This window comes from Desulfosporosinus orientis DSM 765 (assembly GCF_000235605.1).
In the GTDB taxonomy this organism is placed as follows: Bacteria; Bacillota; Desulfitobacteriia; order Desulfitobacteriales; family Desulfitobacteriaceae; genus Desulfosporosinus; species Desulfosporosinus orientis.
The window spans coordinates 5,638,456-5,660,550 of the sequence record NC_016584.1 but is presented as its reverse complement, the minus strand read 5'-3'; the positions used below and the strand labels follow the sequence as shown (position 1 = coordinate 5,660,550).

19 protein-coding genes and 1 pseudogene are annotated in these 22,095 nt (G+C 42.9%); 17 read left to right on the top strand and 3 right to left on the bottom strand.

Going from position 1 to position 22,095, the window contains the following annotated elements; all coding sequences use genetic code 11:
* Nucleotides 1-11: 11 nt before the first annotated feature.
* Nucleotides 12-389, bottom strand: coding sequence for an MraY family glycosyltransferase (locus tag DESOR_RS26165; RefSeq protein ID WP_014187614.1), 378 nt, complete (start codon nucleotides 387-389; stop codon nucleotides 12-14).
* Between the two features lie 266 nt (nucleotides 390-655).
* On the opposite strand from DESOR_RS26165, the gene DESOR_RS26160 reads away from it, so the two are divergent.
* Both DESOR_RS26160 and DESOR_RS26155 read left to right on the top strand, forming a co-directional pair.
* Entirely contained in the window at nucleotides 656-2,023 is a 1,368-nt protein-coding gene (locus DESOR_RS26160) for an extracellular solute-binding protein (protein WP_014187613.1), read from the top strand.
* A 28-nt stretch (nucleotides 2,024-2,051) separates the two neighbouring features.
* Nucleotides 2,052-3,644 carry a response regulator transcription factor gene (locus DESOR_RS26155; protein ID WP_014187612.1) on the top strand — a complete coding sequence of 531 codons (1,593 nt, stop codon included), beginning with the start codon at nucleotides 2,052-2,054 and terminating at the stop codon, nucleotides 3,642-3,644.
* Nucleotides 3,645-3,736: 92 nt separating this feature from the next.
* Here DESOR_RS26155 and DESOR_RS26150 read toward each other — a convergent pair whose 3' ends face one another.
* Complete coding sequence (locus DESOR_RS26150) at nucleotides 3,737-4,210, bottom strand: hypothetical protein (protein ID WP_042331710.1); 474 nt, start codon at nucleotides 4,208-4,210, stop codon at nucleotides 3,737-3,739.
* Nucleotides 4,211-4,583: 373 nt separating this feature from the next.
* On the opposite strand from DESOR_RS26150, the gene DESOR_RS26145 reads away from it, so the two are divergent.
* The 8 genes from DESOR_RS26145 to DESOR_RS26110 all read left to right on the top strand — a co-directional run bounded on the left by DESOR_RS26145 (nucleotide 4,584) and on the right by DESOR_RS26110 (nucleotide 13,825).
* Nucleotides 4,584-5,915, top strand: a complete 1,332-nt coding sequence (locus DESOR_RS26145; protein WP_014187610.1) for a sensor histidine kinase — start codon at nucleotides 4,584-4,586, stop codon at nucleotides 5,913-5,915.
* The gene (locus DESOR_RS26140; protein WP_014187609.1) at nucleotides 5,912-6,538 is read left to right on the top strand and encodes a response regulator; all 627 of its coding nucleotides are present in this window, start codon (nucleotides 5,912-5,914) and stop codon (nucleotides 6,536-6,538) included. The genes DESOR_RS26145 and DESOR_RS26140 overlap by 4 nt, the downstream gene beginning before the upstream one ends.
* A 105-nt stretch (nucleotides 6,539-6,643) precedes the next feature.
* Nucleotides 6,644-8,206 carry an ABC transporter substrate-binding protein gene (locus DESOR_RS26135; RefSeq protein WP_014187608.1) on the top strand — a complete coding sequence of 521 codons (1,563 nt, stop codon included), beginning with the start codon at nucleotides 6,644-6,646 and terminating at the stop codon, nucleotides 8,204-8,206.
* 89 nt (nucleotides 8,207-8,295) lie between these two features.
* Nucleotides 8,296-9,312 (top strand): ABC transporter permease, encoded by a 1,017-nt coding sequence (locus DESOR_RS26130; protein WP_014187607.1) that lies wholly within the window; start codon nucleotides 8,296-8,298, stop codon nucleotides 9,310-9,312.
* 5 nt (nucleotides 9,313-9,317) lie between these two features.
* Nucleotides 9,318-10,250: an ABC transporter permease gene (locus tag DESOR_RS26125; protein ID WP_014187606.1), complete on the top strand. Its 933-nt coding sequence runs from the start codon at nucleotides 9,318-9,320 to the stop codon at nucleotides 10,248-10,250.
* A gap of 15 nt (nucleotides 10,251-10,265) precedes the next feature.
* The gene (locus tag DESOR_RS26120) at nucleotides 10,266-11,243 is read left to right on the top strand and encodes an ABC transporter ATP-binding protein (protein ID WP_014187605.1); all 978 of its coding nucleotides are present in this window, start codon (nucleotides 10,266-10,268) and stop codon (nucleotides 11,241-11,243) included.
* Entirely contained in the window at nucleotides 11,240-12,208 is a 969-nt protein-coding gene (locus DESOR_RS26115; RefSeq protein ID WP_014187604.1) for an ABC transporter ATP-binding protein, read from the top strand. The genes DESOR_RS26120 and DESOR_RS26115 overlap by 4 nt, the downstream gene beginning before the upstream one ends.
* Nucleotides 12,209-12,466: 258 nt before the next feature.
* Nucleotides 12,467-13,825 carry an APC family permease gene (locus tag DESOR_RS26110; protein WP_014187603.1) on the top strand — a complete coding sequence of 453 codons (1,359 nt, stop codon included), beginning with the start codon at nucleotides 12,467-12,469 and terminating at the stop codon, nucleotides 13,823-13,825.
* A 101-nt stretch (nucleotides 13,826-13,926) separates the two neighbouring features.
* On the opposite strand, the gene DESOR_RS26105 is transcribed toward DESOR_RS26110, so the two are convergent.
* Nucleotides 13,927-14,841: a phosphotransferase gene (locus DESOR_RS26105; protein ID WP_014187602.1), complete on the bottom strand. Its 915-nt coding sequence runs from the start codon at nucleotides 14,839-14,841 to the stop codon at nucleotides 13,927-13,929.
* Nucleotides 14,842-15,512: 671 nt separating this feature from the next.
* On the opposite strand from DESOR_RS26105, the gene DESOR_RS26095 reads away from it, so the two are divergent.
* The 7 genes and pseudogenes from DESOR_RS26095 (at nucleotide 15,513) to DESOR_RS26065 (ending at nucleotide 22,085) form a co-directional block, all read left to right on the top strand.
* Nucleotides 15,513-15,812, top strand: a complete 300-nt coding sequence (locus DESOR_RS26095) for a BMC domain-containing protein (RefSeq protein ID WP_014187601.1) — start codon at nucleotides 15,513-15,515, stop codon at nucleotides 15,810-15,812.
* A 30-nt stretch (nucleotides 15,813-15,842) separates the two neighbouring features.
* Nucleotides 15,843-16,133 carry a BMC domain-containing protein gene (locus DESOR_RS26090; RefSeq protein WP_014187600.1) on the top strand — a complete coding sequence of 97 codons (291 nt, stop codon included), beginning with the start codon at nucleotides 15,843-15,845 and terminating at the stop codon, nucleotides 16,131-16,133.
* A 51-nt stretch (nucleotides 16,134-16,184) separates the two neighbouring features.
* Nucleotides 16,185-17,631: pseudogene (locus DESOR_RS28485) on the top strand (aldehyde dehydrogenase family protein).
* A gap of 69 nt (nucleotides 17,632-17,700) precedes the next feature.
* Nucleotides 17,701-20,244, top strand: a complete 2,544-nt coding sequence (gene cutC / locus DESOR_RS26080) for a choline trimethylamine-lyase (protein WP_014187599.1) — start codon at nucleotides 17,701-17,703, stop codon at nucleotides 20,242-20,244.
* A 45-nt stretch (nucleotides 20,245-20,289) separates the two neighbouring features.
* The gene (gene cutD, locus DESOR_RS26075; RefSeq protein WP_042331704.1) at nucleotides 20,290-21,273 is read left to right on the top strand and encodes a choline TMA-lyase-activating enzyme; all 984 of its coding nucleotides are present in this window, start codon (nucleotides 20,290-20,292) and stop codon (nucleotides 21,271-21,273) included.
* 27 nt (nucleotides 21,274-21,300) lie between these two features.
* A complete protein-coding gene (eutS, locus tag DESOR_RS26070) occupies nucleotides 21,301-21,654 on the top strand; it encodes an ethanolamine utilization microcompartment protein EutS (RefSeq protein WP_014187597.1) in 354 nt (117 codons plus the stop codon).
* Nucleotides 21,651-22,085 carry a EutP/PduV family microcompartment system protein gene (locus DESOR_RS26065; RefSeq protein WP_014187596.1) on the top strand — a complete coding sequence of 145 codons (435 nt, stop codon included), beginning with the start codon at nucleotides 21,651-21,653 and terminating at the stop codon, nucleotides 22,083-22,085. The genes eutS and DESOR_RS26065 overlap by 4 nt, the downstream gene beginning before the upstream one ends.
* The last annotated feature ends 10 nt before the right edge of the window (nucleotides 22,086-22,095 follow it).

Sequence of the window (22,095 nt, the reverse complement as noted above, 5' to 3'; positions counted from 1 at the left end):
TACCTCTTTCTTTACTTGATGATCTGAATTTGACCAATAATGGGTAATTGTTTCGCCTTACCGTTAAGCCCATTGATAAACCCCGTGATGACCAAAAATATAATGAGTAGGCCAAAAGCACCGTGTAAGAGCGAAGTAAACCAGAAGAGATGCCATGTAAAGGCAATTAAAGTACTAGACACTATGGATATTACAATGCTGCCCACAACACTTATAATTAAGAGCAATAAACCTTGGTTTGCATGAAATCTTCCATATTCGGAATCCTTGCATGCAATAAGGGGCAGGAAGAAAAGGATATACGCAAGCGCTGCCATGGTTTTGTTCTGTTCAATGTCTGTTGGGTCAAACGTTTTTTCTTTGCAAACATCGTCTTCTGTCACTATCACTATAACTCCTCCTTAAATTTATTCTGTAGCTTTTATTCGCTGAACTGATAATAAATATTTATTGTTTGTTACATGGTGACCGTCTCCTTGCTTAACAAGCTGCAGAAATCATTGTTTTAATGATTGAATATTGCTAAGATTATGATCAAATATATTCATGTATCTCTATTATGACTGCTAATTTTACTCATGTAATCACCTTAAGGGTGACTGACAGGGGTGATTTTAGGGGTGATTGAGGCTAGACCTTAGTTGGGGGGAATAGAATGAAAACTCAGCTTGTGATTTTTTTCCTTTTAGCTATGATGTTGTTAGCTGGCTGTCAAAGAAACCATGAACTCACTCCCAAAATGTCGGTAACACTTTCGCTTTGGCATAATTACGGTGGTCAGATGAAAGCTACTATGGATAAAATGGTTGATGAATTTAATCAAACAGTCGGAGCTGAAAACGGAATTATTTTATCCGTAACTTCAATATCCAGTTCATCTGCTCTGCATGAAAAGCTGATTATGGCAGCAAATCGAGATCCGGGAATGCCTATGCTGCCAGATATAACAACAGCAAATCCCAAAACCGCAATTATACTTGCGGAAAAAGGTTTAATTGTAGATTTAGGTGAACAATTCTCCAAAGAGGAGTTATCGACATACGTGCCTCGTTTTCTTGAGGAGGGTAGAATAGAAGGGCGTCAGTATCTTTTTCCTACAGCAAAATCTACAGAGGTTCTTTTCTTAAACAAAACCATCTTCGATCGTTTTAGTAAGAGTACAGGTGCTAGATATGAAGATCTTCGAACTTTTGAAGGTCTCGCTCGTGTTGCAAAACTTTATTATGATTGGACAGACGCGCAGACGCCAGCAACCTTGAATGATGGTAAAACGTTTTATCATATAGACTCTCTCTTCAACTTCACCCAAGTGGGCTGTAAGCAGCTAGGGACGGATTTCATGTTTAATGGTGGATCTGAACAATCCGAGGTATTTCAGCGTGTATGGAGTTATTTCTTTGGATCGGCAGTAAGAGGAAACTTTGCCATCTATGACGGCTATGCTTCTGATCTTGCAAAGACAGGAGATATTGTCTGTTCTACTGGCTCAACTGCAGGGGTATTATTTTTTGATCCCTTTCTCACCCATGCGGATAATACGAAAGAACCGGTTGAGCTTATGATATTACCCTATCCGATTTTTGAAGGCGGAAAGAAGATTGCTCTACAGCGTGGTAGTGGAATGATTGTTACGAAATCTACTGAGGCTAAAGAACATGCAGCAGGCATTTTCCTTAAATGGTTTACCAGCCCGAAAAACAATCTTCGGTTTGTAGCTTCTACGGGTTATCTCCCTGTTACAAAGGAGGCATTTGGCGAGGTAATGCTTAAAGAAATCGATTCAATTGAGAACAAGAACATTCAAAAATTATTGATTACTGCTATAGAAATGCAGGCCAACTATGACTTTTATATTCCTGCCATCTATGAGGGAATTGATGTATTGCAGAAAGATTATGAAACAAAACTAAAACAATCTGCAGCCCAATCCAGAAGGACTTATCAGGTGTTGATAGATAAAATGAGCGATGATGCCGCTTTTAAAGAAGCGTCAAATGGGGTATTTGAGACTTTTATTAAGTAGACATAAGGAAATAGTGAGGTGGTGAGAGTTGGAAAACGAAAGACAACGTAGTATGAGTATGTCGATGAGGCTTAAGCTATTTTTATTTTTGGTTTTGCTTGTTCTTTTTATGGTTTTTTGGATGTTTATTGTATTTGCGGTCACTGGAAACTTCAATACCGAAGTTAGAGAAACCCAACAAGAAATTGAAAAAGGTCTTATTCATACATCCAACGATATCACCAAACAGTATAGTCAGTATTCCGCATATGCTATCGAATATGCTAAGGAGCTGTCCCACAGTATTGAAAAGAAATTGGAGATGAGGGGTTTAACAACAATTGACTTAAAAAAACACCCTGACCTTATAGAGGAAATTGTTGGCGGAGAATATGAACGAAGCTTGTTTGCTTTACAAAGATCAAAATGCAGTGGAGTTTTTATGATCTTAGATGCAACAATTAATCCATCTATAGCAAATGCCCCAAATTCTAGAGCAGGTTTATACATAAAAAACCTAGAACCCAATAGTCTTACATCCTCTTCATATCTATCTTTGTTGAGGGGATTTTTTAGTATTGGCCGGCAAAATTCTATTGACCTTCATTCACAATGGAAAATGGAATTTGATGTAGCGAATGCCCCTTATTTTAGTCGTCCTATAGAGGCGGCAACATATCAAAATATAGAGTTGTCAAGGCTTTATTATTGGAATCCATCGACGTCAATACCGGGAACTAATGAAGATATTATGCTTTGTTCAGTTCCGCTTATCGATTCAAAAGGGAGGATATTTGGGGTTTGTGGACTAGAAGTGAGCTCGATGCTCTTCAAGTTATCTCACATGCCCGACAGCGATACCTACCAGCGTATCTTCTGTGTATTGGCTCCATACTCGGAGAATACTTTGATGATTTCTCAGGCATTTTGTGCAGGTGGGTATTCGTTACGTAACATTGCGAAGAAAAATCAATATATGATCGTTAAAAATAATTATCCTTTTAGTACTTATCATCTAATGGACGGAACTTTGTATAGCGGTTTGAATAAACAAGTCAACCTTTATCCGGAAGACTCAGTCTTTGCGAACGAAAAATGGGTGGTAGCTGTGATGGTGCCTGATGAAGACATTTCCTCTGCCGTTAATAAGGGCAATTTTCGGTTGACAATCCAATTTGTTCTTTTGTTTGGCATTGGAATTATTATTTCCTATTATTTAAGCAGACGATATGTTAGACCGTTTGGACAAAGTATTGAGATGATTAAATCGAACGATTTTAGTCAGGTTTCCAAAACAAAAATTGCGGAGATCGACGATTTAATGGAGTTTCTTTCTTCACAGAAAAAAGTAGTGAAGCCAGTCATTGAAAAGAGCGAAAATCTAGAAACAAAACTCCCATTATTTGCATGTGAGGAGTTTGTTAAAAATACAGAATTACTTTCTCCTGCGGAACGAGCAGTTTTTAACCTCTATGTAGAGGGGCATACAGCGAAGGAGATTACTCAAATACTTAATTTAAGCATTAATACAATTAAAACTCACAATAAGCGTATATATATGAAGCTTAATGTTGCTTCACGGGAAGAATTGCTTATGTATGTAACCATGCTTAAAGAAGCCGGACAAAAGATTGGCTATTGAACGGGCAATGAAAACGGGGAAATTGTCGCGTGTGGGACATGCCTACGGCGCAGAGTTCTCCTCGGCAAAACGGTATGTAATAATTGTGGGGGTTAGACCAGGTTTCTCTGCACTAGAGAACTTGTTTTGACAAATACCCAAGTAATAGTTGCCCACCACATGGCAAAAGTTAAGTAACCAAAAAATGGGTAAAACCAGGGGCGAAAATCGAATAAACCAACATTATGAACTAAATAACCGTAGCCAACACTAAAAGCGCCGAATGCAAGGACATAGGGATATTGAAATACTTTGCGGTGCGGTAAAAAACGCAGATAGATCATGACAGTTAGAATCCAACTTGGGGGAGAAAGGAGGTTTTGACCTAACACACTGAAGATACCGGCATTTTTAAACGAGATAAAGTGGAAGACATTCTGGAATAAAGCAACGACTATAATATCACCCAGCCCTCCGAACAATATGCCATAGATAAAATAGTTTTTAATGTCTTTTTGAGGTATGAAGAGAAGGACAGTAATAAAAGCCAGTAAAATATAAGTGGGATAAAATAATGTAGAAAGCATAAAAACACCAGCTTTCAGGTTTGATGAGGTCTGGCATTTGCCCATTTATCTAATGGATAGTGTTACAAATTTGGAGGGATATATGCAAATAAGTTGGTTTTTTCAGAAATGCAGCAAAGGAAGAATATGGGTAGCAAACACCCAAATCCATTTATTATAATTTCACTAATTAATAATCACATCTTTGTTTGTCTCCGGGCTTACAAGATAATTTCGATAAGATTATATATAGAAGGAATATCTATATAGTTAAGATATGTACAACCAATGGTTTTGGGGACAATTGTAGGGTATAACAAGTGAGAGGTGTCAGAATACTAAATCTGCATTCCGATTTCATGTTATAATAACTTGAGGGGAAGGTGGTACGGTATTGGTTAGGTTTACAAAATCGGGAAAAATATGGATAGGTATGGCGTTGTTTTTATTGGGTATTTTAATACCGTATTGGTTAAAACCTCAATTAATAGGATTGGATAAATTACTCCAGACCATGACCCACAAGACGGACGGAAGTGCCTTAATGGTTGATGCCTTTCTCGTCGTGTCCATTAATACGATGGTTTCCATACCTCAGTTTCTCAGCGTGGTCATGTTGGGGGATGGGATAGCGGAAGTTTTTGATCGCCCGGTTTTTAAAACACTTATTCCCCTGACGGTTGTACCCCTTGCATATGTTATCGTTAATCAGGTTACTCCCTTAAACTATAGTTTTGGTGCTACTGATATTTTCCTTTGGCTTTCAATTGTACTGATGCAGACCATCAGCAAACAAAAATTAAATATGGGGATGAAACTTTTGGTTTTCTCCCAATTGATTTTTGGAGTCGCTTGGCTGAACCAAGTTCCCTTTCTCAGCCCTTATGGTTTTGGACAAGGCTCTTTGTCAATAAAAATAAAGGAGGCAGCCATTCAAATTGGCTTTGGTCAAGTGCTGACTCTATATGCCAATGTACTGTTCCTGATCTTCGTAGCCAGTGCCATTACCTTATGGATTTATTTAATATTATATGTGGAACGGTGGACTATCTCGCAAGACTTGCTGCGTGCCCAGCTGGAGGCCAGTGAATCTCGTTCAGGCCGCGAGGTTCTCCATCTTGTCCATGATCTTAAAACTCCTCTCGCTACTATAGAAGGCCTGGTTTCCTTAATGGAGACACGCTGGCCGGATCCTAAGCTGCAGGAATACTGTCAAACTATTTATAGGTCCATCAATTCTATGAGCAAAATGGTTTCAGAAATCTTGTACGAAGACCGCAAGAGCTGGTGTGAACTTAAAGAACTCATTGATTATATTCGGGCTAGCCGTCTGAGCGGCACAAACTTATCTGTGGATATTGAACTAGACGGAGAACCCCACGCAATCCTTTATATCAATAAAATCAGGCTGACTCGAGCGATCATCAATTTGATTGACAACGCCCTTGATGCGACTCAGGACTTAGAAAACGGAAAGATCGTTTTGCGTGCCAAAACCTTGGAAAGCACGGTGGAATTAGAAGTGGAGGACAACGGCAACGGCATTACGGAAAGCGATATCAAACGCATATGGAAGACAGGATACAGTACAAAAAACCATCCTGGATTTGGCTTAGCTTTTGTACGTCAGGTTGCCGAAGGGCATAATGGTTTTGTGAATATAAAAAGCGAAATAGGTCAGGGTACGAAGGTCTGGATAACCCTGCCTCTGGGAGATGGCCAATGAGAATAATTATTATGGATGATGATCAAGCTCTGCGTTATACCTTAAGTGAAATATTTACATTTGCCGGATGGGAGCCTATTGCCTATCCCAATGGCCGGGAGGGAGTTCAAGGTTTCCTTAGTCATGGAGCGGATATTATTCTGGTGGATTATCACATGCCGGAGATGGATGGCTTAGAAACCGTTCGTTTCATCAGAAAGCAAGATCCGCACATCCCTATCCTGGTACTCACTGTCGATGAAAGGCAGAAGATTGCCGATCGTTTTCTCGACGCAGGCGCCACTGATTTTGCCCTTAAACCTGTTAAGGCACCGGACTTAATAGCTCGTGTTCAATTGCATATGCGTTTATTAGATATGACGAAGGTTGTTCAAGCTGCACCCAAATTGCAGGAAGAAGTGTTTGTAACGAAAGGGATCAGTAAAGCAACCCTTTCCTATATAGAAGGATTTCTTTCAGATTGCCACAAGCCTGCTACAGTCGAGGAAATAGCCAAAGAATTATCCCTGGCAGTGCCCACGGTTTATCGATATCTCACCTATCTGGTCCAAAATGGTAAAGTACAGTCCATCCCTAGTTATCAAAAAATTGGCAGGCCCAAAAATCGTTATTGCTGGATCTAAACTTTTTCTCTTTTTTATTTCTTTAGTTGGACAATCCTCCCTGTTATAATTAGGGAAACATCCTATGTGACTAACCTATAATAATAGCAAAACAGGAGGAAGAAAATGAGAAAAGTGAAAAAAATCATGGCTCTTGCACTGTCTGCAGCTCTTGTCGTTGTTTCCTTAGCAGGCTGCGGCAGCGAAGCCAACACAGAAAACACCGCACCAAAAGCCAGTGACACTCTGATTTATGCCCAAGGTTCAGAACCTAGAGGATTAGATCCGGCACTGGTTGATGACGGTGAGTCTGCCAAAGTCATGAGCAATATTTATGAAGGACTGTTGAAGTACAACAAAGATTCAACGAAAGTTGAGCCTTCTTTGGCTAAAAGCTGGGATGTAAGCCCTGACGGACTCACCTATACTTTCCATCTTCAAGAGGGTGTTAAATTCCAGGACGGCACTGACTTTAATGCTGAGGCCGTGAAGTTTAACATCGATCGTCAGCTGCCTCCGCAAGTGACGGAAGATATGGCCTATGCTCCATTCGTTTACGGGTCTGTAAAAGATGTTGAGGTTGTTGACACAAACACTGTTAAAATTAATTTAAAAGCTCCCAGCACTCCGTTCCTTAACAACTTAGCCATGATTATGGCAGCACCCATGATTAGTCCTAAGGCTTTAAAAGATAACAACAACAATGTTAACCAAGCCCCTGTGGGTACCGGTCCATACAAATTTGTAAAATGGGAAAAGGATCAAAACATTGTTTTAGTTCGCAATGATGACTACTGGGGCACCAAAGCCAACATCAAAAATGTTATCTTTAAGTTTATCAAAGACAACTCAGCTCGTGTAGTTGCCCTGAACAATGGTGAAGCCGATATTATCGACGGTATTGACTCTACCGTTGTCAAACAAATCACCGATGCCGGCAACAAGATCTTCCAAGCTCCGGGTATGAATATTAACTACATGGCTTATAATACTTCCAGAAAACCATTCAATGATCAAAAAGTTCGTGTAGCCGTTTCTCAGGCTATCAATGTTCCGGAACTGGTAGAAAGCCTCTATCAAGGTTATTCCGAGCCTGCTACCTCTATCCTGCCTAGCTTCATGGAAGGTTACGACAAGAGTATTTCCCAAGTAGCCTACGATCCCACCGCTGCAGCAAAAACTTTAAAAGATGCCGGAATCACTTCCTTGCACATGATCACCTATACCAACCCCAGACCCTATAATGCTGCTACCGGACAATCCTTGGCTGAAGCAATTCAAGGGTATCTTTCCAAAGTTGGAGTTCAAGTTACCATTGATTCCTTCGACTGGACGACCTATAAGCAAAAGTTAAAAGCCGGGGATTATGACTTGGCATTCTATGGCTGGATTGGGGATAATGGAGACCCGGATAACTTCTTATACCTTTTATCCGTTGATGATCCAACCATGAACATCGCCCTCTACAAAAATGATGAATTCAACAGCTTAATTGCTAAAGGTCTGACAACACCTGCAGGCGACGACCGCAATGCAATTTACACTCAATTGGAAAAAATTGCCGCCGACGATGCAGCATGGCTTCCGATCTCTCACGCTCAAACCCTTTGTGCTTATCAGCCAAATGTAGAAAACTTTTATTTCCATATGACGGGTATTACTCCTTTTGCTGGGGTAGTGAAGAAATAAGATCTTTGTATACTTCCAATAATTTAAGACTGCCGAGAACCGGTTAATAACCGGTTCCCGGTTTTGTTTTTGTCGAAAGGTTGTTGCTGATGCTCAAATATATCATAAAACGAATCTTGATGTTAATTCCCGTGCTGATAGGGGTATCCATTATTGTCTTTCTCATCATGCGCGTCTTTTCACCGGATCCTGCTCCGATTGTTTTGGGACAGCACGCAACACAGCAGGCAGTTGAGGCTTGGCGGCAGGCCAACGGCTTGAATGATCCAATCTACCTGCAATATTTTCATTACCTGCAAGGTGCCTTGACCGGCGACTTGGGTACTTCCTACTATACCAAAACATCGGTAACCAAAGAGATTATGACACGTTTTCCTGCCACTATTGAGTTGGCTATTGTTGCCATTGTCTTAGCCTCTATATTCGGTATCGTAATCGGCGTAATTTCCGCTGTTAAGAAGAATTCGATTTTTGATAACGCAGGTATGCTGCTGGCCCTTATTGGAGTTTCCATGCCTATCTTTTGGCTCGGTATATTGCTGATCATTCTTTTTTCAGGCATGCTGCACTGGCTTCCTTCCAACGGAAGGATCAACCCTCTTTTGGAACCCATCCATGTTACGGGATTCTATTTAATTGACAGTTTAGTAACGGGGAATATGAGCGCTTTTAAAGACGCTTTACAGCATATTATTTTGCCTGCCAGTGCGCTGGCTATGTATTCTATGGCAATTATCACTCGGATGACTCGTTCCAGTATGCTGGATACCTTACAGCAGGATTTTATCCGTACTGCCAGAGCTAAAGGAATTGGTGAGGGTCGGGTTATCGTTAGGCATGCATTGCGTAACGGATTGATTCCTATCGTAACAGTCATCGGCCTGCAGTTGGGCAGCCTTCTGGGCGGAGCCGTACTCACGGAAACGGTATTCTCCTGGCCGGGTATCGGAGCCTACACTGTAGCCTGTATTCTGAAATCGGATTTTCCTGTGGTACAGGGTGTTGTTTTACTGGTAGCAACTATTTTCGTCTTAATGAACTTGCTAGTTGATGTGATTTATGCATTCCTTGATCCACGTATTAAATTTTCAAAGAAAGAGGTGTAGCTTGTATGAAGGTAAACGATAGTTCAAATTCGAATGAAAATATGCTGCAGGCTGCAGAATACGTGGAAAAACCGGAATCGCAGCTTAAAATAATGTGGGAAACACTTCGACAAAACAAAGCGGCTGTTGTGGGATTGCTCATTATTGGGTTCTTAATTTTAATAGCCCTGACTGTTTGGATCAGCGAGCTGATGGGGAAACAAATTCTGCCCTATGACCCAAATTACTCGGATTTGAGTAAATCCTTTATTTGGCCTAATGCTGAGCACTGGTTTGGGACTGATCAATTAGGCCGAGACATGTTTAGCAGAATTCTTGACGGCACCAAAATCTCTCTTTTTGTAGGTGTTGCTGCGGTAGCTATTTCTCTGACCATTGGAGTTATTTTAGGTGCTATTGCCGGTTATCGAGGCGGCAAGACGGATACCGTTATTATGAGAATTATGGATATGATGCTGGCGATACCTTCTATTTTGCTGGCTATTGCTTTTATGGCGGCTCTGGGCAAGGGGTTGGATAAGGCAATCATTGCCATTGGTTTGGTATCCATTCCTGAATATGCTCGTATTGTGCGAGGCAGTATTCTTTCTGTTAAAGAAAATGATTTTGTTCAGGCTGCCAAAGTCATTGGTAATCGATCAAGCCGCATTATTTATAAGCATATTTTGCCAAATGTCATTTCTGTCATCGTCGTCAGGGCTACACTTGGTATTTCCAGCGCAGTGCTGGATACAGCGGCCCTTGGTTTTTTGGGGTTGGGTGTACAGCCTCCCTTTGCTGAGTGGGGCGATATGCTGGGCAGGGCAAGAGGCTTTATTTTTACCGCGCCTTATACTTTGATCTTCCCGGGTGTCGCCATTACGATTACGGTGTTGGCCTTTAACTTACTCGGTGACGGGCTGCGGGATGCCATCGATCCCAAATCCAGAATAAAATAAGGGCGGTGTACGGTAATGTTACTGGAAGTAAAAAATTTACGAACGGAGTTTAAGCTGAAGCGCGGCATTGTTAAGGCTGTGGATGATATCAGCTTTACAATAGATAAGGGAGAAATCCTGGCCATTGTCGGTGAATCCGGTTCCGGAAAAAGCGTAACCTCCCTGTCTATTATGGGCCTGCTGCAAAAACCCGGCAGAATTGCCGACGGTGAGATACTCTTTAAATCTCAGGATTTAAATAAACTCAATAAAAACGAACTGAAAAAAATACGGGGCAATAATATCTCCATGATTTTTCAGGAACCCATGACTTCCCTTAATCCGGTCTGGCGCATTAAAGATCAGATTATGGAGAGTATCATGACTCATATGCAGATTTCTAAAAAAGAGGCTTTGGCGCGAACCATTGAGATGCTGGATACAGTAGGAATACCGTCAGCAGCCCAACGTGCCAATGATTTTCCTCATCAGATGAGCGGCGGTATGCGCCAGAGGGTAATGACGGCAATGGCCTTAGCTTGTGAGCCCGAATTGTTAATAGCTGATGAGCCAACTACGGCGCTGGATGTCACAATTCAAGCTCAGATTCTGGAACTGCTTTATAAAATGAGAGAAAAATTCAACATGGCAGTTATGCTGATTACCCACGACTTAGGCGTAGTTTCCGAAGCGGCAGATAGGGTGATTGTCATGTATTGCGGGAAAATCGTGGAAGAAGCGGATGTCAGGAGTTTATTTGAGAAACCACTTCATCCCTATACAGTGGGTTTAATGCAGTCAATTCCCCAAATTGATGATGAGAGTGAAGAGCGTTTATATATGATTAAAGGTATGGTTCCAAATCCCTTGAATATGCCCCAGGGTTGTGCCTTTTCCGACCGCTGTGATCACAGTATGGAACGCTGTACTAAAGAAATTCCGGAATTGAAAGAAGTGTCGGGACGAAAAGTGCGCTGCTTTTTATATGAAGAAGGGGGTACGGCTGGAAAATGAACGAAGTGTTGATGGATATTCAAAACCTTTCAAAGCACTTTATTATTGACACGAACTTCTTTGGCAAGCCGGTTGCTGCCTTAAAAGCAGTTGACGGAGTGTCCTTTGCCATCAACAAACGGGAAGCTTTTGGTCTTGTCGGCGAGTCGGGATGCGGTAAGACTACCCTCGGAAAAATTCTCGTTAATCTGTATAGACCCACATCAGGTAAGATAGTATTTGAAGGAAAGGATATTACCTCTCTTGAGGAAGAACAGCGCCGGTCCTACTGTAAAGATATCCAAATGATCTTTCAGGATCCTTATGCTTCCTTAAATCCCAGAATGACTATTGGGGATATCATTGCTGAGCCGATTCTTATCAATAACCTGCTTCCCAAGGATCAAGTGGAAGAACGGGTCATCTACCTGCTAAACTGTGTCGGGCTGGCCCGCCATCAGCGTAATCGCTACCCCCATGAATTTTCCGGAGGTCAGCGCCAGCGTGTGGGGATTGCCCGGGCCCTGGCAGTTGAGCCTAAGCTGATTGTCTGCGACGAGCCGGTATCTGCACTGGATGTGTCTATTCAGGCACAGGTCTTAAATTTGCTTAGTGATTTGAAGGAAGAGTTTGGTCTGACCTATCTCTTTATTGCCCATGGTTTGAATGTCGTTAAGCATATTAGTGATCGGGTAGGGGTCATGTATTTGGGTAAGCTGGTGGAGATTGCACCTAAAAAAGAACTTTACGCTAATCCTTTACACCCCTATACACAAGCCTTGCTTTCCGCAATTCCAGTGATTAATCCTAAGCATAAGAAGGAACGGATAATTTTGCAGGGCGATGTACCCAGTCCCATTAATCCTCCCGCCGGCTGCCGTTTCTGTTCCCGCTGCTTTAAGGAGCTTGACGATTGCAAGCACAATGAGCCGGCCTTTAGAGAAGTGTCTCCCGGTCATTTTGTAGCCTGCCATTTATTTGACTAACTTAAAGATTTCCATAATTGCCCGGTGAATGGAGGCAATGTCTTGGGGAATTTTTAAAACCTTGAGGTAGTTATTGAGCCACCTCAAGGTTTTTCCCTGCCATAATACATAAACAGTCTTAACCTTCAATGGATTTCGGAACCTTTGAAACCAAGAGATTGAAAAAGTCAAGGATTTATTTTTTTACGACGATATGTTACAGTATTTCTGGTAATAATATAAATTTCTACAATTATTTTGGCGATGAGGAGATGAACTATGGAAAACGGACTAGAGAAAAAGTACGGCCTCATGACTGCTATAGCTATGGTTATCGGTATTGTCATCGGCAGCGGTGTGTTTTTCAAAGCGGAGAAAGTTTTAACCGCTACCGGCGGTAATCTTCCCCAGGGTATCTTAGCCTGGGTTATTGGCGGAATTATCATGGTAGTTTGTGCCTATGTCTTTGCTACCATGGCCACCCGATATGAAAAAGTGAATGGGATTGTTGACTACGCTGAAGCAACCATTGGCACTAATTATGCTTATTTTATCGGTTGGTTTATGGCGGCTATTTACTACCCCACTCTTACTTCGGTACTTGCCTGGGTCTCGGCACGATACACTTGTGTCTTGTTGGGATGGGATATAGTGGGACCTCAAGCAATGGCCATTTCCGGATTTTTCTTAATTGGCAGCTATGCAATGAACGCCCTTTCCCCAAAGCTTGCCGGTAAGTTTCAGGTTTCTACGACGATTATCAAGATTATCCCACTTGCGCTAATGGCAGTTGTGGGAACCATTGTCGGTCTTAGTAACGGGGTTTTGGTGAGTAACTTTACCAGTGGTGTAATTTCCAATGTGACGACAAACAGCCCGCTTTTTACGGCGGTTGTTGCTACCGCCTTCGCCTATGAGGGATGGATTATCGCAACCAGCATTAATGCTGAACTAAAAAATGCCAAAAAAAATCTTCCTCTGGCACTCACCTTTGGAACCATATTTGTTGCTTTGATTTACATCCTGTACTATACAGGACTTGCCGGAGCGGTTAGCAACAGTGTCATGATGAAAGGCGGAGAAGCAGGGGCAAAGCTCGCTTTTTCCACAGTGTTCTCTAACGCCGGTGGTACCGTTTTATTTGTTTTCGTTGTGATTTCCTGTCTGGGAACACTAAATGGTTTAATGATGGGTTGTACTCGTGGTTTTTATTCTTTGGCTGCCAGAGACATGGGCCCCGCAACAAAAGTATTGAAATGTATTGATGAAAATACCAATATGCCGACAAATTCCTCAATTCTTGGCCTTCTTCTCAGTGGTGTATGGCTTCTTTATTTCTATGGCGCCAATCTGACACCGGTTCCTTGGTTTGGCCCATTTAGTTTTGATAGTTCGGAGCTTCCTATTGTAACGATTTATGCTATGTATATTCCGATCTTTTTAATGCTGATGGCAAAAGAAAAATCTTTAAACGTTTTCAGACGTTTTATTATGCCCTTTCTCGCTGTCTGTGCCTGTGTTTTTATGGTGATTGCAGCATTCTATGCTCATGGGGTAAAAACTGTAGGCTGTTATCTTATTATTTTTGCCGTAATTATGGCCGTTGGGATGATTATAAATTCCCAAAAGACAAAATAAAGGATTTTGAAACAATGTGTAAACCCCGTCAATAGGAGTAATTATAACTGCTATCGACGGGGTTTTTGAGTTGAAAAAAAGAGTTGGCGAGTTAGCAATAATTAACTGGTGACCATACTGGCTAAGGACCATTGGGGTGAATTCGTCATAGCTTTAATATTTTTTCGGAAGCGATCATAGCGAATACAGCAATACTCAAGGAAGTCGTCGCCGTTATAATGTCTGATTAATGCCCAGGCTGTCCAAAGCAAATCTTGGGCCATCATGAAGCTTTTGATTTTTAGTTCCTCCATAGGAGTGAGTTGCCGGTTAAAGTAGAACTGAACTAATTGCTGGATTGCCTCATCGGGTAATTTAGATTCGAGAATATAGGCAGCTACGTCCCAGCAGGGATCATTCATGCCCGAATATTCCCAGTCCACCAAATAGGTTCGCCCCTTATCGTCAATGAGGAAATTTTCAGGAACAGTGTCATTGTGACAGGGAGCCAAAATGGTACTTTTAATAGTTTTTTGGATAAAAGAGACTAATTGTTCTTTTAAATTTATATAGTCAAAGAAAAAGCTGCCGTGTAGCTGCTTTATAATCTGTTCATACTTTAGAAGTTCGGAGAGCCAATCAAAGCGATTGGGGAAATGGCTTGGGAAAGAGTGAATTTGTTTCATCAAACTAGAAACTGATTCTAAGTTGTGCGGCAAGCTAGGGTCAGCCAGAGCCATGTTACGGCTGTTTTTTACATAGGTACTGATCTTAATTCCAGAGGATTCATCAAAATAGACGCAGTCAGAGTTTACCCCGAACTCTGAAGCGAGGAGATTATTGATTCTTTCAATTTTCCGATCAATAATTTGATCAGTCATGCCGCCGGGTTGCCTAATCACATAATCCACACCGTTAATGTTCATTATGTAATTGTAGTTGGTAAGCCCTCCGGCAAAGCGAGACTTGTCAAAGACAATGCTTTCATCCCGAAAGGCTTGGCGAAGCTTTTCCTGGACCAATTCTTCCATGCTCATTTATATCTCCACCAGTTGCTATACAGAATTTTAGATTAATAGTTAATTAACTTTAGCAAAAATGAATTATAAAATCAATGGATAGGCTATCAAATAATGAAATGAGAATATTCCTGGTTCGGGCAGTTTCGCCACATCCGTGCAAGAAAATTAATTCGTGCGAAGACAGTGTCTTCGTACCCAGCATTGCTAGGCTCGCCTACTCGTCGGCGCGCGAGCTATCTTCAGCGGATAAGTAATCTTTGGAGATAGCCGCTTCGAGCGAAAATGTCCACCGGACACTTTCGTGCCAAACCTCCGGGTAGTACCTGAGGTGAACCATGGCTCCGCATTCCACGCGCCGGCTTTGTAGGCTTTTACCGCCTCTCCATGCAATGGGTTCACTCCTGTGGACGAAGCTACCCTAGCTTCTAGGTCTACGGGTTCTTTTGATTGTTTGGAACTTTCGGTTTGCTTTTTAAGATTAAAAAGCAAATAAACATCTTAATAATGCAAGAAAAGCTTAATAATACTATAAATTAAAGTTTAAGATATTGATAATCCAATTAAAGCTATAAATTCTTCAAAAAAATTTTTTCTTCATACGCTATTATTAAAGTACATTATTACTCATAAAAAGATATAAACCGACAATCCTTGACTGGTTGATTATATAAAAAGGGGTTGTTTCGATGAAATACTATGGTGAAGAGGCTTTAGGCCTGGTAGAAACAAGAGGGATGGTCCCGGCAATTCAAGCTGCAGATGTCATGTGTAAAACTGCAGATGTTGTCCTTGTTTCTTATGAAAATGTCGGTTCCGGGCTCGTGACGGTGATGGTTAAGGGTGATGTAGCAGCGGTTAGATCGGCTGTGGAAAGCGGTGCAGTCGCAGCGGCAGCGATTGGTGAAGTTACTGCTTACCATGTTATGCCCAGGCCTGTGAGCCGGGTAGGGAAAATTGTTACGGCACATGACATTGATGCAGAGTAATCCTTGATTGTTTTGGAAAGGGGAGTCCGTGTGGACACAAATGGTGCCTTAGGGTTCATAGAAACGTATGGCCTGGTTTCGGTGCTGGAAGCAGCAGATGCCATGTGCAAAGCTGCGGATGTAGAATTGGTCGGCTATGAAAATGTAGCTTCGGGCTTGATTTCTGTGGTTATACGCGGCGATGTGGGAGCGGTCAAAGCTGCAGTAGAAGCCGGAGTCAGAGAAGCCAGCAAAGTAGGAAAAATCTACTGTTCCAATGTTATAGCCAGGCCCCATGCGGACGTAGAAAAAATCATTGCGCGATACGTTTTAGATTGGTAACTAGGTTTATGTTAAATCGTTGGCTGTAGGGGAAAGGGGGGAGTATTAGGCATGAATAGAATGGACAATGATTTGCTCTCCGTCCAAGAGGCTCGGATTCTTGTGGAGAATGCCCGGGAGGCTCAAAAGATTCTAGCAGCTTTCCCTCAGGAAAAACTGGATAAAATTGTCGATAACATGGCCGGCACAGTATATAAATACGCCAAAGAACTTGCTTTGTTGTCTCAGGAAGAGACAGGGTTTGGAAAATGGCAGGATAAATTCCTTAAAAATGTGTTTGCCAGTGATTTTTTGTATAAGAAGCTCAAAACCATGAAAGTTGTCGGCATCATAAGTGAAGACAAAGATAACCTAACCATGGATATCGGCGTACCGGTTGGAGTGATTGTTGCCTTACCGCCTTCAACCAACCCGGCATCGACGACCATTTATAAAGCGCTGATTGCCATAAAGTCCGGTAACGCTATAGTTTTTTCTCCACATCCTAAAGCTAAGAAAACCATCACCAAGACCCTCGATATCCTAATGCGGGCGGCGGAAGAAAGCGGTCTCCCTTACGGGGCTATCGGGTATTTGCGAACTCTTGCGGTGGACGGCACCGTTGCTCTAATGAATCACAAGGACACATCGCTGATTCTAGTTACGGGTGTGCCGAAGATGGGGTAATGGACCTGCCTTTATTGAGCGTTCGGCAAATATTAAAAAAGCCGTCAGACAAATTATTGCCAGCAGAACCTTTGACAACGGCATTGTGTCAGCCTCTGAACAATCCATTGTCGCAGAGGGCTGTATTGCCGATGAGGTAAGGCGAGAGCTCAGAAACAATGGAGCCTACTTCATGTCGGAAGAAGAAGCGGAACAGCTCAGCCAACTATTTTTTCGTCCTGACGGCAGCTTGAATCCGGAAGTTGTCGGCAAACCGGCCCTGGAGCTGGCCCGGCGAAGCGGCTTATCTGTCCCGGCAGACACAAAAGTGCTTATTTCAGAACAAAAGTATGTGTCAGCCGCCAATCCCTACTCACGAGAAAAACTTTTTCCCGTTCTGGCATTTTTCGTTGAGAATGACTGGATGAACGCTTGTGAAAAGTGTATAGAATTACTTCTTACTGAAGGCCGGGGGCATACCTTGGTTATCCACTCCGAAAACGAACAGGTGATTCGTGAATTTGCCTTGAAAAAACCGGTATCCAGAGTGCTGGTTAATACTCCAGCGACCCTGGGCGGGATAGGAGCAACCACCAATCTCTTTCCGGCATTGACTTTGGGCTGCGGGGCAGCAGGCGGAGGATTCACCTCTGATAATGTTTCACCGCTAAACCTGATTAATATCCGGAAAGTCGGCTACGGTGTTCGGAATTTAGAGGATGTTACTAATGGCGTGGAAGCCGAAAAAGCTGATGAAACCATGAAGGTTCCTATGTTTGCCAATCAAAATACAATGGAAGGTTCCTCTGATTTGATAGGTCTGCTGGGGAAATTACTTGAGCAGCTTACTTAACAGCAAAAGAACCAGCAGCGGCATGAAAGACTATCCTGTTTAATGACGTTAATAAAGGAGGAAAGATGGTTGGACATCAAAGAGTTTTCCAATAAATTTGCGGATGCAACTAAAAATTTATCCCCGGAAGAAACAGCTCTGATTATGAAACTGTTTCAGGGGATTTCTAAAGGCTTGGCTGCAAACAATTTTGAAGTTAGCAGTGAGGCCAAATCTCCGGTATTTGAAGGAGAAATTACGGGACTGACACCGCGTTTGGAACGATTGAAAGCAGCCTATTTAAAGGTTAAACCAAGCGTTAGTACCTATCGTGCCCGGGCTTTTACCCAAGTGACCAAAGAAAACCCTGGTTTGCCGAAAATCTTATTGCGGGCTAAATGCTTCAGAAGAGCTTGTGAGACAGCTCCCCTGGTGATCCAAGAGGATGAACTGATTGTGGGACATCCCTGCGGGAAAGCGCGAGCCGGTGCCGTATCCCCGGATATTGCCTGGCGGTGGATCCGGGATGAGCTGGATACAATGTCAACCCGACCCCAGGACCCTTTTCAAATCAGCGAGGAAGATAAGCGGATTTTGCGTGAAGAGGTCTTCCCTTTCTGGGAAGGTAAGAGCTTGGATGAGATTTGCCAGCAGCAATATGAAGAAGCCGGCCTGTGGTCCTTTTCAGGGGAATCCTTTGTCAGTGATCTTTCCTATCACCAGGTTAACGGCGGCGGGGATACCTGCCCGGGTTATGACATTCTCCTGATTAAAAAAGGTATTAATGGGATAAGACAAGAAGCCGTGGACAAATTAAGCAAATTATCCATGGAAAACCCGGATGATATTGACAAGATCTATTTTTATAAAGCGGAGATTGAGACTTGTGACGGCGTATTGGCTTATGCCAAACGACTTTCTGATTACGCAAGGGAGTTGGCTGGCAGAGAATACAATGCAGTCCGGCAAAAAGAACTCTATAAAATTTCCGATATCCTAACCCATGTTCCGGCTAATCCGCCCCGTTCTTTCCATGAGGCCCTTCAATCCATATGGACTTTGGAATCATTGTTTGTGGTAGAAGAAAATCAAACGGGGATTTCCATCGGGCGCTTGGACCAATATGTTTATCCAATGTTTAAAGCGGACATGGAAGCCGGCCGCCTGAATAAGCTTGAGGCTTTTGAGCTGATGAGTTGTTTTATCATTAAATGCTCGGAAGTGATGTGGCTTTCCAGTGAATTGGGAGCCAAGTATTTTGCCGGCTATCAGCCCTTTATTAATGTAACCATCGGCGGGCAGAAGCGAAGCGGCGGCGATGCTACCAATGATCTGACCTATCTGATTATGGATGCGGTTCGTTTTACAAAAATGTATCAACCTTCCCTGGCCTGCAGAATTCATAATAAATCGCCCCAAGGGTATTTAAAAAAGATTGTTGACGTTGTCAAAGCCGGACTGGGCTTCCCGGCCTGTCATTTTGATGATACTCACATCAAAATGATGCTGGCTAAAGGATTCTCCATTGAAGATTCACGGGATTACTGCCTGATGGGCTGTGTAGAACCGCAAAAGTCCGGAAGGATTTATCAATGGACTTCTACAGGATACACCCAGTGGCCTATCGCTATTGAATTTGTTCTCAACCGCGGTGTGATGAAATGGCGCAACACTGTGGAAGGGATTGATACTGGAGATCTGGATAGCTTCAAGACCTTTGAAGAGTTTGAGGCTGCCTGTAAAAAACAAATTGAGCACATTATTCGCTTATCCGCGATCGGAACCCTGATCAGCCAGCGGGTTCACAGAGAACTGGCTCCTAAACCTCTTATGTCACTTCTTGTGGAAGGCTGTATGGAAAAAGGAGCGGATGTTACCAGCGGCGGGGCTATGATTAATTATGGCCCGGGACTGATTTTCTCAGGTTTAGGGACCTATGCCGATTCTATAGCGGCTATTAAGAAATTGGTCTTTGAAGACAAAAAATATACCCTCAAACAAATCCGGGACGCTGTGGCTGCCAACTTTGAAGGGTATGAAGGGATCAGGACGGATTGCCTGAATGCTCCTAAGTATGGGAATGACGATGATTATGTTGACGAAATAGCGGCGGACATTATTAACTGGACGGAGCGGGTCCATCATTCCTTTAAAATGCTTTATTCTCATTTTACCCATGGTACTCTTTCCATTTCCAACAACACACCCATCGGGGAAATTACCGGGGCATCAGCTAATGGACGTCTGGACTGGACGCCTTTGTCCGATGGAATCAGCCCCACCCAGGGTGCAGATAAATTGGGACCAACAGCGATTATTAAATCCGTAAGCAAGTTAAGCTGTGAATCTATGAATATCGGTATGGTTCATAATTTCAAACTGCTGCGGGGTATTTTGGAAACGCCGGAAGGGGAAAACGGTCTGATTACCTTGCTCAGAACCGCTTCCATTCTCGGTAACGGTCAAATGCAGTTCAGCTATGTGGACAATGAAGTGTTGAAGAAAGCCCAACTTGAACCGGACAAGTACCGGGATCTGATTATCCGGGTTGCCGGCTACAGTGCCTATTTCGTAGAGCTCTGCAAAGAGGTTCAGGATGAGATTATCAGCAGAACGGTGCTGGAGCATTTTTAAGAGGATCATAAACGGTGAGGGACAAAACCTAAGGGATGGGGCATTATGAGTAGGGAAACCATGAGCAGCTTAGAACGAAAAGCGAGAATCTTCAATGTCCAGAAATATTCCATCTATGATGGACCGGGAGTCAGAACACTGATTTTCTTCAAAGGGTGTCCTTTAAGGTGCAAATGGTGTTCCAATCCCGAGGGACTGCAAAGAAAGTATCAAGTGATGTTCCAAGAAGACTTGTGCATTGACTGCGGTAAATGTGTTTCTGAATGCCCCGTCCGGATCCATGATCTCCAGAATGGAGAAGACCGGTTGTCAGAAACTGAGAGATTAGGTCCCAGGCATCAGGTGAATCGAGGCGTTGATTGTATCGGCTGCCGGAAATGCGAAAAAGTCTGTCCCAGAAAAGCCCTTTCTATTGCCGGGTCGGATAAAACCATTTCCGAGGTGCTGGAAATTATCCAGCAGGATATGCTTTTTTATCTGAGTTCAGGGGGTGGAGTAACTCTGGGCGGCGGGGAAGTTACAGCCCAGCCGGAGTTCGCTGCTAACCTGTTGACAGAATGCCGGCGCCTGGGAATCCATACGGCCATTGAGACTTCAGGCTATGTCAAGCAGGATGCTCTGCTGATGATTGCACAGTTCACGGACTTGTTTTTATACGATATTAAGCATATTGATTCCGACCGGCATTATGAACTCACAGGAGTGCGCAACGAACAGATTTTGGAAAACTTAAGGGAACTTATACGCCGTGGATTTAATGTCAGGGTCAGGATGCCGCTGATTAAAGGATTGAATGATAGAGAAGAGACTATCGCCAGAACCATGGAATTCCTGCAATCCTTCAAACATTACAAAAACTTTCGGGGGGTTGACTTGCTTCCTTATCATAAACTGGGTATCAACAAATACAAGCAGCTGGACATGATTTATCCCATTAGCGATGATTTGAGCTTTAAAGACGAAGAGCTGTCAAGAATTGAAGAGTCCTTAAGAGGTTATGATTTTCAGGTGGAAGTGATCAGACATTAACGAGTATTTGCCGATGGGAGGGGTTCTATGAGCGGGCTGGATGAGTTTGATAAAAAACGGATTATCCAGGAATCGGTGCCGGGCAAGCAAGTCACTCTGGCCCATATCATAGCTTCCCCTGTACCAGGGCTTTATGAACGTCTGGGTATTGAAGAAACAGGAGCTATTGGCATTTCAACCCTTACTCCCGGTGAGGCGGCTATTATCGCCGCCGATATTGCGACGAAAACTGCTGATGTGGATATCGGTTTCCTGGATCGTTTTACGGGTTCCCTCGTTATTTCCGGGGATGTAGCAAGTGTGGAAACAGCCATGAGGGCCATTAACTCCGCTTTGCAAACCCTGTTAGGGTTCACCCCTGCGGAGATTACCCGGACATGAAAAAACGAATTATGATTGTTGGCCCCACTCAGTCCGGGAAATCAACCCTGGCGAATGTCTTAAACGATACTACCAGACCTCTTAAAAAGACCCAGGATGTCATCTATGGAAAAAATACGATTGATACACCCAGCTCATATCTGGAAAACCCTTCTATGTACAAGTATTTAATTGCCACGGCGCAAACGGCATCCCATCTGATTATCATGGTTGATCAATCCCGTTTGGCTGAGATTTATCCGCCGGGTTTTGCTAAAACTTTTACTTGCCCAGTCATTGGAGTCATCAACAAAACCGATTTGATTCCGGAAAATGCCTTACAGGCAGCTCAGCAGTTTAAAAAGATTGGTGTCACAAAACCGTTTTTCTGGATTTCTTTAACGAATGACCCAGGCGTGGAAGCCTTGAAAAGACATCTGAATCTAGTTTGATGGAAACGAT